The organism is Kribbella sp. NPDC003557 (genome assembly GCF_040610805.1).
GTDB lineage: Bacteria > Actinomycetota > Actinomycetes > Propionibacteriales > Kribbellaceae > Kribbella.
Map to the genome: position 1 here is coordinate 550,997 of NZ_JBEXMY010000002.1, position 13,566 is coordinate 564,562.

Consider the following 13,566-nt stretch of genomic DNA (forward strand, 5'->3'; position numbering starts at 1 on the left):
CCGCCGGCGGAGCCAGCCCAAAAAGACAGCCACGCCGAAGGCGTGACCGCTCGCCAGCCAACCAGCCCGACCACCACCTGCCGCACCGACATGCCCCGCACACCACACCACCCGAGCACACACCACGCCGCCGGCGGAGCCAGCCCAAAAAGACAGCCACGCCGAAGGCGTGACCGCTCGCCAGCCAACCAGCCCGACCACCACCTGCCGCACCGACATGCCCCACGCACCACACCACCCGAGCACACACCACGCCGCCGGCGGAGCCGGCCCAAAAAGACAGCCACGCCGAAGGCGTGAGCGATCGCCAGGCAACCAGCCCGACCACGACCTGCCACCCCACGACCGCATTCCCCGCGCACCACACCAGCTGCGCGCCTGGCAGGGCTGGGTGATTGTCTGCACGTCGACAGGTAGTGCACCGGTGAGACGCTGTACGCAGGGGCGGGCTCACGCTCAGGTGTACTACCCGACCGACCGACACCTCCTGTCGAGCTGCACGCCGGCTAGTTCTCTCTCGACGGTTGGATGATGAGGTGGGGGAGGTTTACCTCGCGGGGGCGGCTGGTGACGTAGGCGATCAGGTCGGCGACCTCTGTGGGTGGGACGGCGGGCAGGGCGGACCGGAGGTCGTTGACCATCGACTGGAGGTCGGGCGGGAAGCTGTCGGCGAGTTCGGTGCCGTCGATCATGCCGGGTTCGAGGTCGGTGACGCGGATGCCGTCGGCGGACAGTTCGGCGCGGAGGGTTCGGGTCAGGTGGCTCACGGCGGCCTTCGACGCGCCGTACACAGCCATCCCGGGGTTGATCCGCTCGCCCGCCAGCGACGACACGTTGATCAGGTCGGTCGTGCGCGTCGCCGCTGACCGACGCAGTGCCGGCAGGAACGCGTGGGTGACGTTGATGACGCCGGTGAGATTGACGTCGACCGTACGCCGCCACGCGTCGACCGGCCCGTCCGCGAACGGGATCACGTCCATGACCCCCGCATTGTTCACCAGCAGGTCGACGTCGCCCAGCCGGTCCTGCACCAGCGCCGCAGCCTCGGCGACGGCCTGCTCGGAGGTGACATCGGCCGGTACGACGAGCGCCGTGCCGCCGGCCTCGGCGATCTCCGCGGCGAGCTTCTCCAGCCGGTCACGGCGCCGCGCCAGCAGTGCGACGGACGCTCCGTCGGCGGCGAGACGAGTGGCGACGGCGGCGCCGATCCCGCTGGCGGCGCCGGTGACGAGTGCGATGCGTGAGGTTGTCATGGCTCAACATTCGTCCGCACAGCGCGGGCTCAGAAGATCCGCTTCGACCATAGGTCTGGCAGTACCACCCAGTCGTTCGGAGCGCTCAGCGATACTGGTGCGGTGAGCGCGCGACCGCAACTGGGAGACTTCCTGCAGAGCCGCCGGGCCCGGGTCCGGCCGGAGGACGTCGGGCTGCGATCCGGTCACGACCGACGGGTCGCCGGGCTACGCCGCGAAGAGGTCGCGCTGCTGGCGAACGTCAGCGTCGACTACTACATCCGCCTGGAGCAGGGCCGCGCCGGCAACCCGTCCACCGCCGTACTGACCGCGGTCGCCGATGCGCTGCGGCTGGACCGGGCCGAGCGGGATCACCTGCGTCAGCTCGCCTGCTAGGCGCCACCCCCGGTGCCGCCGGCAACCGCCGTACGGCCGCAGCTGAAGGCGATGATCGACGCGATGCACGACCTGCCCGCGATCGTCGTCGACCGGCTCGGCAACGTACTCGCCTGGAACGCCGCGGCGCTGGATGTCGTCGCGGACTTCGAGGGCTCGGCTCACCGGAACCTGGCGCGCCTGTACTTCCTCGACCCCAGCTCGCGGGAGTACTACGCCGATTGGCAGACCGTGGCGCAAGACGCGGTCGCACTCCTCCAGCGGGCCTCGGCGGAGTACGCCGACGACGCGGAGCTCACCGACCTGGTCGACGAGCTCCGCACCGCCAGCCCCGACTTCGAGCGGTTCTGGACCTCCCAGAACGTCCAGAACCGCGCCCACTGCCCCAAATCCCTGAACCACCCATCCGGCGGCCGGCTGACCTTCAGCCTGGAATCACTACAACTCCCCGGCGACGACGCCCAGTACGTCGTCACCTACACGCCCGCCGACCCGACGACCACAGCCTGGCTGGCCGACCGCAGCTGGGTTCAGTCGCCGTTGGCGGTGTCGAGGTCGGGGCGGGAGACCCAGCGGAAGTAGACGGGGTCGGCGAAGGTGGCCGGGACCTTTCCGCGGGACTGGATCAGCGTGGACAGGCCGTTCGCATGCCCGACGGCGTACAGGTAGGCGGTCTTGGTGTCGCTGTCGATGCCCAGCAGGAGCGTGCTGTTGCGGCCACACGATGCCGCGGACAGGGTCTCGAAGGTCTGCCAGGTTCGCGTTCGGATCGGGGTCACGATCGGCTTGGCGGTGCCGGCGGGGATCCGGATCGTGTAGAGCGCCCCGCCGCGCGTGTTGGCGAGGAACGTGTCGTACGTCGTCGTCTTCGCGATCAGCGTCATCGACTTCACCGCCGCGAAGCAGGCGTACGAGCCGGCGGCCCGCCACGTCCCGTTGTCGATCCGCCAGCGCAGGAGCGTGCCGTCGTTCCGGAGGGCGTACGCCGCCTCGCGGTGGACCTTGCCCGGGTACGGCTCCTGGTACTGCGACACCTCGAGTGCCCGGAAGCCGCTCCAGCCGCCGCCGACCCGGCGGAGTATCGGCTCGTCGACGATCTGCCCGTTGGACGTCACATAGACGCTCCAGTAGAGCGCGTCGCCGATCACGACATACCCACCGCGTTGCATCCCCTGCGGCGCCGGCTCCTCGCTCTGGCGCGCACTGAACCGGACCTGCCCGGGCCAGTACACGATCGGCGCCTGATCGTTCACAATGCTCGTCGGCACCGTCGCCTGCACGCCGACCTTCCCATGCGCACCTGACGCGGTGACAGACCCCTGCCACACGGTGCAGACCTCACTTGCGGCCTGAGCGTGCGTCGGGACCAGCGCGGCCAGGGCCAGCCCGGCCGCCGCTGTCAATCCTGCTGCTCTTCTCATCAGTCACCGTTCGCGACGTCGTAGACGGGGATCGGGACCCAGCGGAAGTCGACCGGGTCGTCGAACGTCCCGGGGACCTCGCCGCGCGACTGGATCACCGTCGACAGGCCGTTCGCGTGCCCGACGGCGTACAGGTAGCCCTTCTTGGTGTCCTTGTCGATGCCGAGCAGCAGCGTGCCGTACCGACCGCAGCCCATCGCCGACAGCGTCTCGAAGCCCTGCCAGCTCCGGGTCCGGACGGGCTTGACGATCGGCTTCGCCGAGCCGACCGTGAGCCGGATCGTGTACAACGCCCCACCCCGCGTGTTGGCCAGGAAGGTGTCGTACGTCGGGGTCTTCGCGATCAGCGTCATCGTCTTGACCGCGGACAGGCCCGCGAACGACCCGGTCGATCGCCAGACGCCCTTGTCGCTGACGGTCCAGCGGTACAGGACGTCGCCCTTCAACCCGTACGCGGCGTTGCGGTAGATCTTGTTGTCCGGGCTCTGATACTCCGCAGCCTCCAGGAACCTGAACGTGCTCCAGCCGCCGCCGACCCGCGTCAGCGAGACCGGACCGTCGGTGGTCCCGTCCTCGTACCCGGTGTAGCCGCTGAAGTAGAGCGCGTCGCCGATCACGAGGTACCCGTAGCGGTCGGTCCCGGAGATGTTCGGCTCGATGGTCTGCCGGGCGCTCAACCGGACCTGTCCGGGCTTGTACACCTTGGGCGTCTGCCAGTCGTTCGGCACCTGCGGCGGAACGGTGGCGGTCGGGTCCTTGAAGTGGTGCGAACCGTCGGCGGTGACGCCGCCCTGCCAGACGAAACAGGCCTGGGCCTGCGCGGCGGTGATCGTCCTGCTCGTGCCGGGCACCTTCGCGCCGGGCTTGGTCGGGTCGGGCTTGGCCGATCCCTGGGCGTGTGCGGCGGCCGGCGTCAACGCGGTGAGCGCGAGCACGGCGGCCCCGGCAAGGGCAGTGAGTCGTGGATTCATGTCGCCCCCTCTCACCAGGCTTGATACGAGGCGGACACAGAAAGTTGCGGGCGAAGTATTACCCGTGTTGTTCACGAAAGGTGAGCGCGCGAGTGAGTTCTGTGCACAGAATGGAGTCTCACCTACCGCCCATAGGGGGAGATCCACGTATGCGCAGAACTCGGTTACGTGCCGGGACCGCCCTGGTGATCGCGGCCGTGCTGGCTCCGGTCGCCTCGCTCACCGCGGTCGCCGGCCCGACCGCCGTACCTTCCAGGCCCTTCGTCCAGGGCACCGAGACGGTGCCCGCCTACGACTACGACAACGCGATCCGCGAGCGGGTACAGGTCGACGTACCGCAGCTCGACGGGGACGCGAACGGGATCACCGACCAGATCACCGTGGACATCATCCGGCCGGGCGAGGCGGCCCAGGCCGGGATCGACGTACCGGTGATCATCCAGGCCTCGCCGTACTACGCGGGCGACCCGTCGAGCTACTTCGACGGGAACGGCGTCCGGCAGGTGTACGGGAGCTGGCTGGACAACTACTTCGTGCCGCGCGGGTACGCCGTCGCGTTCGTCGACATGCCCGGCACCTTCCGCTCCACCGGGTGCAGCGACGTCGGCGCCGACCTCGAGGTGCTCGGCACCAAGGCGGTCATCGACTGGCTGAACAACCGCACCACCGGACACAAGGCGGACGGCAGCGCCGCGACGGCCGACTGGTCGACCGGCAAGGCCGGCATGATCGGGGTGTCCTGGAACGGGACGATCGCGAACTCGGTCGCGAGCACCGGCGTCCGCGGGCTGGAGACGATCGTGCCGATCGCGGCGATCTCCAGCTGGTACGACTACACCCGCGGGTTCGGTGTGCCGTTCTACGACGAGTACATGGGCTTCCTGCACGACTACGTCAGCAACGACGCGTCCCCGCGGTGCGTCGAGATGACGAACGAGATCGAGCAGGACTCCGACACCCGGACGGGGTCCTACAGCAGGTGGTGGGACCCGCGGAACTACCGGCTCGACGCGTCGAAGGTCCGGGCGAGCGTGTACGTCGTGCACGGGCTCGGCGACGAGAACGTCAAGACCCGGCAGTTCGGCGAGTGGTGGGACGAGCTCGCGAAGCGGGACGTGCCGCGGAAGATCTTCCTGCACCAGGGCGTGCACCTGGACGGGTTCAGCTTCCGCGACGAGTGGGTCGGGAAGCTGCACCCCTGGTTCGACTACTGGCTGCAGGGGCTGAAGAACGGTGTGATGGACACGCCGCAGGCCACCATCCAGCGCGAGGACGGGTCGTTCGTGGACGAGGCGACGTGGCCGGCCGCGGGCGCGAAGCAGACGGCGCTCAAGCTCAGCAACCTGTCCGGCGCGAGCGGGCCGGTGAGCTTCACCGGGACCGACAAGGAGTCTTTGGACACTGTCGTCCTGGATCCAACCGCTGCCCGGACGGATCGGGCGGTGTTCCTCAGTGACGAGCTGAGCAAGGCGGTCCGGGTCAGCGGCACCGGGAAGGTGTCGGTGCGGGTCAAGGTCAACAAGGTTGCCGCAGGCATCAAAGCCCGGCTGGTCGACTACGGTACGGCGAACCGGTACGTGAACGTCACCAATGTGCCCGACACACGCGTGTGCTGGGGCGACGGGAACGCACTCGACACCGGGTGCTACGCGGACACGCAGATCAACACCGCGGTCTCCGACACGTCCGTGGTCGTACGAACGCTGGCGGACGTCGGGCACTACAAGTCCCCGTACACAAAGGAATCGCTGCGGTCGGACCGCTGGTACGACCTGTCGTTCGAGCTGAACGCGGACGACGTCGTGTTCGCCGCCGGCCACCGCCTCGGCCTGGTCCTGACAGTCGAGCCCGACAACCCGTCCGTACCGTTCACCGGCGCGACGATCACCCTCGACCCGACGCGTTCCTCCCTCACCCTCCCCTTGACCAGCTACACCTCATCCCTCCAAACGGCCGAGCAAGCCCGAGTCCCCTCCACCCGTCTGGCCCAGCCGGAACCGGAGAAGGACCCGGTGGACCTGATGCGCCAGATGGTCGAAGCCTCCCGCTGACCACCGGTCGTTTGCGGGGTTGACCCCTGAGTTGGCCGGTTGCCCACTGAGATTCTCGGGAGGCAACCGTCCATCTTGGGGGTTGACCCCTGAGATGGACGGTGGACGGTGCGGGTGCGGGCGGCGTCAGCCGGCCAGGTCGGTGTAGGCGGCGACCAGGGTGGCGGCGTCGTGTTCCCAGTTGAGTTCTGTGGCGGCTGAGCGGACGCCGTCGGTGTAGGTGCTGTAGTTGTCGATCACCGAGCGGACAGCGGTGGTCAGGGACTGCGGGTTTCCGGGCTCGTACAGCCCGCCCAGCTTGTACTGGGTCACGACCGCGCGGAGTTCGGGGAGGTCGGCGGCGACCACGGGGACGCCGGCGCGGACGGCGTGGAAGAGTTTGTTCGGGAGCGCCAGGCGGTGGTTCTCGCAGGTGTTGGTCAACGTCACCAGCGAGATGCCGTACGAGCGCAGCGTGTCGTCGACCTCGTCGATCGGGCGTTCCGGGACGGTCTCGACAGGGCCGAGGTCCAAGCGGTAGTTGGGATCGACCGACCCCATCAGCACCGTACGGAACGGCGCCAGCTCGCGGGCAGCCGCGACAACGGTCGGCAGATCCCGACCCGCGCCAACACGTCCGGCGTACAGCAAGCCTTCAGGCTGCGCGGGAGCAGCTGGTACGTCGTCAGCGCGCGGGAACGTGTTCCGTACGACGCGCACGTCCTTCAGACCGCGCGACCGCAGCCGTGCGGCGATCCCGTCCGACACGGTGAAGACCACCCGCGCACGAGACGCCAGCGAGACCTCGTACCGCCGGCCGCGCGCACGCCACAGCGGCGTCGGCCGCCCGGGCAGTGCGCGGTCGAACCACAGCTCGTGGCTGTCGTACACGAGCTGTGCAGACCATCGGGAGGCGTACTCCGCGGCGAGCTCCAGCGTGTTGAAGTCGTGCGCGTGCACGACGTCCACCGGACCGGCCGCCGCCACCACCGGCGCCGCGGCGATCCGCCACTGCTTCTCGGTGCGCAACCGGTGCTCGGGCAGCAGCAACCACCGCCCGAACCGCTTCGCCAGCACCTTCGGACCGGTGTGCCCGTGCCCGACCGTCAGCCCGCCGTTGCCGGTCCGGAGACCGGACGAGCGCGAGACCGACTCCACCGTGATCCCGGGGCCCACGACGAAGCCCTCGGGAACGTCGCGGCCGATCACGTGCAGCGTGTGACCGGCCGCGGCGAGCGCTGTCGCCTCCCGCAGGATCCGCGAGTCCCCGGCGATCGGGGACTGCGCGATCATGAGAATCCGCACCTACTCGCTCTCGTCCTGTTCCGGCAGCTCGTTGTTCAGGAACGGCAGCAGCATCTCGACCGACTTCCGGCCGTCGTGCAGGTCGCGGACGAACGACGGGCCCGCGTCGGCGATCTTCCGGGCGGTGTCGCGCTCGGCGACCAGCCGCTCGATCACCTCGGCCAGGTCGTCCGGGTTCGCCTCGGCGATCGGCAGGTCGGTCGGCAGCAGGTCCCGGACCGGGTCCGCGATATGCCCGACGGTGACCCGGCCGGCCGCCATCGCCTCGCACGCGAACACGCCGTACGAGCCGAGCAGCAACTGGTCGACCACGATGTCGGCGCTCTTCACCATCTCGGCGAGCTCCGCATGCGGCACACCCTGGACGCGGTTGTACTTGATCAGCCCGCGCGCATCCAGATCGGTCAGCACCGGGTCGACGTACGCCGATCCCTTCAGCGCGGAGGCCGACGGCGCGTGCAGCACCACCGGGACCTCACGCTCGAGCACCGGCTGGGTCGACACGAAGCCCTCGACGTCGACGGCCAGCGGCAGCCAGATGCCGTTGTCGACGAACTCCAGCAGGTCCGGCGTGGTGACGAAGACCGGGCCTTTGTACCCCTCGAGGTGGTGCCGCATCAGGTTGTTCGCGGCCTGCAGGCGCACCGTCAGCTCGTCGTCCGGGTTGCGGAACGGCGAGTAGCGGTACTGCTCGCGGTGCAGGGCGGGATCGCGGATCTCCGACCCGTGGAACACCAGGCCGTGCTTGATCCCGGCCTGGTCCAGCATCGGGACGTCGGTCGTCCACATCTGCCCGCGCTGCTGACCGAACATCGGCCGGCCGGCCTCGAACAGCACGTGGGTGACCTCGCGCAACGCGTACGCCGTGAGCTCGAGCTGCCAGCGCAGGTCCGACCGGTACTGGCGGTAGGTGCCCGTGCGGTGCACGCGGAAGTCGAACGCCCCGCTGCCCGTGGTGAGCGACTCCGCCTTGACGTCCGGCACCTCGCGCTCCAGCGCGGTGGCCCACAGCCACGCCTGGCCGGCGCTGTTGACCGGCCCGAGCAGCAGGTGCCGCCCGGTCTTGGTGATCTTGCCGCCCGGCCGGGTGATCTCGAGCTGCCGCCCGGTCAGTTCGCCGTACAGCGCGCGCAGCTTGGTCGCCTGACCGGCCCAGGACACCTCCTGCTGGTACGCCGGGTCGGCGACCCGCTCGCGGTAGGAGTCCAGGTCGCCGAGGACCGTGCGGACCTTCGACGCCAGGTCGTGCGCGTCGGCCGCGGTGAAGACCTCGCCGATCCGGGTGCGGTCGACGAACTCCTTCATGCTCGGCATGTCGCTGACCACCACCGGCAGCCCTGCGAAGGCGTACTCGAACAGCTTGTTCGGCAGCGCCATCTCGTGGCTCGGGTAGCGCAAGATCGGGATCAGCCCGACGTCCGCGGTGCGCAGGAACGCGACCACCTCGTCCGGCTTCACCGGGTCCAGACAGTGCAGACGGTCCTGCACCTCCAGCTGCACGGCCTGCGCCTGCAGCTCGCGGACAGCGTCCGTCGCCACACCGGGAACACACACCACGGCCAGATGCGCGTCGGGCAGGTCCACCAGCGCCTGGACGGCGGTGTGGATGCCGCGCGCCCGCGTCACACCACCGCTGTAGACCAGCAGCGGTACATCGGAGGCCAGGCCGATCTGGCTGCGAATGTCGGACACCTCGACCGACACGTCAGCAGGGTTCGGCGTGTTCATCACCACGGTCGGCTCGTCGCGGAGATTGTGCTCGCGCCGCAACCGGGTCGCGATCGCCGGGCTGACGGTGATCACCCGGTCCGCCTGACCGATGTACTCGCGCTCGTGGTTGGCCCAGGCCGCGATCGACCGCCGGGTGCGGGCGCCGTACTGCGAGAGTCCGGCGACGTACTCGTGCGCGTCGTACACGACCTTCAGCGAGCGGCCGCGCAGCTTCGCCCGGCCGGCGGCGCGGGTCGCGACGCCGATCACGTGCATGTCGTGCGCGTGCACGACGTCAGGCTCGAGACGGTCGATCAGGTCGCCGAACGCGATCTCCAGGTCGAGCGCCTCCGGGTGCAGCTTGCGCCACGGCGCCGGCCACGGCAGCCGGTGCAGCACCCCGTCGTACGCCCGCCAGCTGAACTTGAACGGGACGTCCGCCTTGTTGCCGACACCCTTGCGCACCCAGGTCGCCCGCTCGGCGGCCTTCCAGCGGGCGCGACGAACCAGCCGGGTGGCGACTCCGGCCTTGAACTTGAGCGGATTCCCCTGGCCCGCCTTGGCCCGCGCGATCGCGTGCCCGGAGTCGGCCTTGAGCTCCTTGAGCTCGGCCGCGATCCGCTGGCTCCGCGCCACGTAGGTCGCGCGGTACCGGTACCCCACCATCGGCGGCCGCCAGTTGCGGCGCGCCGTCCGGCTTCGTTTCCGTTCCTCACGCAGTGCGAAAGGCACCGCCACCCGGACGATCAGCGCACCGTCGAGCATCTCCCTCGACGGGAGGCCGCTGGCCGAGACCCCGAGCACAGTCACCTCTGCTCCGGTCTCGGCCAGTGCTGCGGCCTCTTTGCGGACCCGGCTGTCGTTGGTGACGTCGTTGGCGACCATCATCACGACCCGCAGGCCGGCATCTGTCACTGGCTGACCGACCTTCCGATCACAATCCTCCGCACGCCCGCCCACTTGGCCGCGTCGGTGCGGTCCCGACCGTCGACGAGCACCTTCACACCCGGCAGGTCCGCCGGGCCCAGCTGCGCGTACTCCGCGTGGTCCGCCTGCAGGACTGCCGCGTCCACCGGCGCGCCCAGGGTGTACGGCGTGAAGCCGAGGCCCTTGAGCTCGTCGTCGGTGTACATCGGGTCGTGCACGGACACCTCGGCGCCGCGCGCCTTCAGCGCCTCCACGGCCGGGAAGACCCCGGAGAACGCCGTCTCCTTGACACCACCACGGTACGACGCGCCGAGCACGACGACCTTGGCGCCCTTGAGGTCGCCGAACGCGCCCTCGAGCAGACCGATGGTGTAGTCGGGCATACCGGCGTTCGCCTCGCGGGCGGCCCGGACGACGGTGGCGTCGGGGTCGGTGTACAGGTACAGCCGCGGGTAGACCGGGATGCAGTGCCCGCCGACCGCGATACCCGGCCGGTGGATGTGGCTGTACGGCTGCGAGTTCGACGCCTCGATGACGGCGTTCACGTCGATGCCGTTCTGGCCGGCGAACCGGGCGAACTGGTTCGCCAGGCCGATGTTCACGTCGCGGTAGGTGGTCTCGGCCAGCTTGGCCAGCTCGGCCGCCTCGGCCGAACCCAGGTCCCAGACGCCGTTCGCGCGCTCCAGGTCCGGGCGCTCGTCGAAGTCCAGCACGGCCTCGTAGAACGCGGTGGCGCGCTTCGCGCCCTCCTCGGACAGGCCGCCGACCAGCTTCGGGTACTTGCGCAGGTCCGCGAAGACCCGGCCGGTGAGCACCCGCTCCGGCGAGAACACCAGGTGGAAGTCGGTGCCCTCGGTCAGGCCGGAGATCTCCTCGATCATCGGCTTCCACCGGTTCCGGGTGGTGCCGACCGGGAGGGTGGTCTCGTAGCTGACCAGGGTGCCCGGGGTGAGGTGCTCGGCCAGCGAACGGGTCGCGTTCTCCATCCAGCCGAACTCCGGCTGACCGGTCTGCTCGTCCACGAACAGCGGCACGACCACGACGACGGCGTCGCTGTTCGGGATCGCGTCCGCGTAGTCCGTGGTCGCCCGCAGGCGGCCGTCGGCCACGGTCTCGGACAGCAGCTCCTGCAGGTGGGCCTCACCCGGGAACGGCTCCTGGCCGGCGTTCACCAGCTCGACGAACTTCTCGTTGATGTCGACGCCGACGACCTGATGGCCCTTGGCCGCGAACTGGACCGCCAGCGGCAGTCCGATCTTGCCTAAGGCAACTACACTGACACGCACAGCAACTCCACTAGGTAGTGATTCTTCATCGGGGGCCTCGGAGCTTCCGTTCCAGCGGGTGCTCGACGAACTCGTAGAGCAGCGCCGAGGCGAAGATCGAGAGGGCACAGACACCGGCGTACCAAGTCAGGTTGGACCAGCCGATCGGGCCGGCGATCCCGTGGTACTCCTTGATCGCATACATGATCGTGGCGTGCACCAGGTAGAACGCGTACGACCACTGGCCGAGCTTGACCAGCGGCTTGCTGCGCAGCAGCGACCGGCCGCCGCGCATGTCGCGGGCGGCGACCGCCAGGATCAGGAAGCCGTACAGGAAGGTGAGGATCTCCTTCTGGCACAGGCCCATGGTGATCGCGCCCGGGACCTTTGCCGGGTGCAAACCGGAGTAATAGAGCAGGTACAGGCCGCCGCCGGTGACCAGGAACGCGAACCACACCGGGATCCGCGGCTTCCAGCCGGAGCGCAGCGCGATCGCCAGACCGATGCCGAACAGGAACGCCACCGAGTGCAGGACCGGCTGCGGCAGCACCGGTACGGCGTCCTTGTAGTGGAACAGCGCCAGCCGGTACGCACCGCCCGCGACGACCACCGTGACGCACAACAGCAGGCCGCCGACGGTCTTCAGCCGCTGCGTGGCCCGCCAGACGAACGGGAAGTACGCGTAGAAGAACGCCTCCACCGACAGCGTCCAGCCGGCCGGGTTCCCGCCGTACAGGACGGTCGGGTTGTTCGACCAGCCCTGCAGTAGGAGCCCGGACAGCACCAGCACGGTCACCGAGACCGGCTTGATCCAGGACATCCCGGCCGGCGGCTCGAACCGGTAGAAGACGAAGATCGCCGCCACCAGCGTGAGGAAGTACAGCGGGAAGATCCGCGCGAACCGGCGCCGGTAGAAGGTGCTGATCTTCGTGCCCGGCCGGGACGACCAGGTGAGCACAAATCCGGACAGTACGAAGAAGAACGTGACGCCGGACGTACCGTACTTCAGGAATTTCCAGACCGGCAGCGGCGCCAGCTGGGTCATGTGGTGGCAGAACACGAAGAAGGCCGCCCACCAGCGCAGACCGGTGAGCGACTCGACTCGTGGCAACCTTCCACTGGGCGCGGCCGCCGGTGCGGCCTCCCCCGGGAAGGCACTGACCGGCGCGCCGGGAGGTGGGGTACCGACATCGGCCGACCCAGGGGCGTCCTGGGTCGGCGGAGTCTGGTTCTCTTCGGCGGCCTTTGTCATGTGGTTACTCCGCGAGAGTGGCGACGACACGCTCCGCAGCGTGCCCGTCGCCGTACGGCATCGGGCGGTCCCCCGTGGGCGCCGGCCGGGCGGCCAACTGGGGCAGCTTACTCACGTCGGATGTCAACACGTTCCATCCGTCGTCCAGCGTCTCGACCCATTCGGTCTCGGTGCGCAGCGTGGTGCACACCCGGCCGAGCAGGAAGGCCTCCTTCTGCAGGCCCCCGGAGTCGGTCACCACACCGGCCGAACCGAGCACGGCCTGGACCATCTCGGGGTAGGCCAGCGGCTCGCGGACGTGCAGCGAACCGTCGGGGCGCTCGAGCTTGATGCCGTGCTCGGCGCACTTCGCGACCAGGCGCGGGTGGGCGAGCAGCAGCACCGGCGTACCGGTCGCGGCGAGACCGTCGACGATCGCGGCCAGCCGCTCCGGGTCGTCGGTGTTCTCGGCCCGGTGGATCGTCGAGACGACGTACTCCCCGCGCTTGAACGGCCCGCCCAGCTCGTTGTCCTTGACAGCGTCGCGGACCCGGAAGCACACGTCGGTCATGACATCGCCGACCAGCCGCGACTTGCCCGCCAGACCCTCGGTGGCCAGGTGGTCCATCGCCACCTGGGTCGGGGCCAGCAGCAGGTCCGCCGCGTGGTCGGTGAGCACCCGGTTGTGCTCCTCCGGCATCAGCCGGTTGAAGGAGCGCAGCCCGGCCTCCAGGTGCGCCACCGGCAGGTGCATCTTCACCGCGGACAGCGCGCCGGCCAGGGTCGAGTTGGTGTCGCCGTACACCAGCACCCAGTCCGGCTTGTGCTCGTCCAGGACGGCGTCCATCGCGGCCAGCATCGCACCGGTCTGGACACCGTGGCTGCCGGACCCGACGCCCAGGTGGACGTCCGGGTCCGGGATCCGCAGGTCGGCGAAGAACACGTCGGACATGTTCTTGTCGTAGTGCTGGCCGGTGTGCACGATCACGTGCTGGTGCTCGGTGGCGGCAAAAGCCTCCGCCACCGGCGCCAGCTTCACGAACTGCGGGCGGGCACCGACAACGCTCAGAACCTTCAT

The 13,566-nt window shown here is 69.3% G+C and carries 11 protein-coding genes; 3 read left to right on the plus strand and 8 right to left on the minus strand.

Annotation, left to right across the window (positions count from 1 at the left end; genetic code table 11):
- Positions 1 to 506 precede the first annotated feature (506 nt).
- Positions 507 to 1,253 carry an SDR family oxidoreductase gene (locus ABZW60_RS08480; RefSeq protein WP_355475095.1) on the minus strand — a complete coding sequence of 249 codons (747 nt, stop codon included), beginning with the start codon at positions 1,251 to 1,253 and terminating at the stop codon, positions 507 to 509.
- A gap of 102 nt (positions 1,254 to 1,355) precedes the next feature.
- Here ABZW60_RS08480 and ABZW60_RS08485 point away from each other — a divergent pair, with 102 nt between their 5' ends.
- Positions 1,356 to 1,628, plus strand: coding sequence for a helix-turn-helix transcriptional regulator (locus tag ABZW60_RS08485; RefSeq protein WP_355475096.1), 273 nt, complete (start codon positions 1,356 to 1,358; stop codon positions 1,626 to 1,628).
- A 12-nt stretch (positions 1,629 to 1,640) separates the two neighbouring features.
- Positions 1,641 to 2,210, plus strand: coding sequence for a hypothetical protein (locus ABZW60_RS08490; RefSeq protein WP_355475097.1), 570 nt, complete (start codon positions 1,641 to 1,643; stop codon positions 2,208 to 2,210).
- Here ABZW60_RS08490 and ABZW60_RS08495 read toward each other — a convergent pair.
- Both ABZW60_RS08495 and ABZW60_RS08500 read right to left on the minus strand, forming a co-directional pair.
- Positions 2,159 to 3,049, minus strand: a complete 891-nt coding sequence (locus ABZW60_RS08495; RefSeq protein WP_355475098.1) for a hypothetical protein — start codon at positions 3,047 to 3,049, stop codon at positions 2,159 to 2,161. The genes ABZW60_RS08490 and ABZW60_RS08495 overlap by 52 nt on opposite strands.
- Complete coding sequence (locus ABZW60_RS08500) at positions 3,049 to 4,020, minus strand: hypothetical protein (protein WP_355475099.1); 972 nt, start codon at positions 4,018 to 4,020, stop codon at positions 3,049 to 3,051. Before ABZW60_RS08500 ends, ABZW60_RS08495 begins: the two co-directional genes overlap by 1 nt.
- Positions 4,021 to 4,169: 149 nt before the next feature.
- Here ABZW60_RS08500 and ABZW60_RS08505 point away from each other — a divergent pair, with 149 nt between their 5' ends.
- Positions 4,170 to 6,071 (plus strand): CocE/NonD family hydrolase, encoded by a 1,902-nt coding sequence (locus ABZW60_RS08505; protein ID WP_355475100.1) that lies wholly within the window; start codon positions 4,170 to 4,172, stop codon positions 6,069 to 6,071.
- Positions 6,072 to 6,197: 126 nt separating this feature from the next.
- On the opposite strand, the gene ABZW60_RS08510 is transcribed toward ABZW60_RS08505, so the two are convergent.
- From ABZW60_RS08510 to wecB, 5 genes are all read right to left on the minus strand, one after another.
- Entirely contained in the window at positions 6,198 to 7,343 is a 1,146-nt protein-coding gene (locus ABZW60_RS08510; protein WP_355475101.1) for a glycosyltransferase, read from the minus strand.
- 12 nt (positions 7,344 to 7,355) lie between these two features.
- A complete protein-coding gene (locus ABZW60_RS08515) occupies positions 7,356 to 9,980 on the minus strand; it encodes a glycosyltransferase (RefSeq protein WP_355475102.1) in 2,625 nt (874 codons plus the stop codon).
- The gene (locus ABZW60_RS08520) at positions 9,977 to 11,278 is read right to left on the minus strand and encodes a nucleotide sugar dehydrogenase (protein ID WP_355475103.1); all 1,302 of its coding nucleotides are present in this window, start codon (positions 11,276 to 11,278) and stop codon (positions 9,977 to 9,979) included. The genes ABZW60_RS08515 and ABZW60_RS08520 overlap by 4 nt, the downstream gene beginning before the upstream one ends.
- A 25-nt stretch (positions 11,279 to 11,303) precedes the next feature.
- A complete protein-coding gene (locus ABZW60_RS08525; RefSeq protein ID WP_355475104.1) occupies positions 11,304 to 12,368 on the minus strand; it encodes an acyltransferase in 1,065 nt (354 codons plus the stop codon).
- 145 nt (positions 12,369 to 12,513) lie between these two features.
- On the minus strand, positions 12,514 to 13,566 hold the full coding sequence (wecB, locus tag ABZW60_RS08530) for a UDP-N-acetylglucosamine 2-epimerase (non-hydrolyzing) (RefSeq protein ID WP_355475105.1): 1,053 nt from the start codon (positions 13,564 to 13,566) through the stop codon (positions 12,514 to 12,516).

Excerpts from the sequence above, each read along its gene's own strand:
- ABZW60_RS08480 (WP_355475095.1), bottom strand. The coding sequence starts at position 1,253 with ATGACAACCTCACGCATCGCACTCGTCACCGGCGCCGCCAGCGGGATC.
- ABZW60_RS08495 (WP_355475098.1), bottom strand. The coding sequence starts at position 3,049 with ATGAGAAGAGCAGCAGGATTGACAGCGGCGGCCGGGCTGGCCCTGGCC.
- ABZW60_RS08500 (WP_355475099.1), bottom strand. The coding sequence starts at position 4,020 with ATGAATCCACGACTCACTGCCCTTGCCGGGGCCGCCGTGCTCGCGCTC.
- ABZW60_RS08505 (WP_355475100.1), top strand. The coding sequence starts at position 4,170 with ATGCGCAGAACTCGGTTACGTGCCGGGACCGCCCTGGTGATCGCGGCC.
- ABZW60_RS08510 (WP_355475101.1), bottom strand. The coding sequence starts at position 7,343 with ATGATCGCGCAGTCCCCGATCGCCGGGGACTCGCGGATCCTGCGGGAG.
- wecB (WP_355475105.1), bottom strand. The coding sequence starts at position 13,566 with ATGAAGGTTCTGAGCGTTGTCGGTGCCCGCCCGCAGTTCGTGAAGCTG.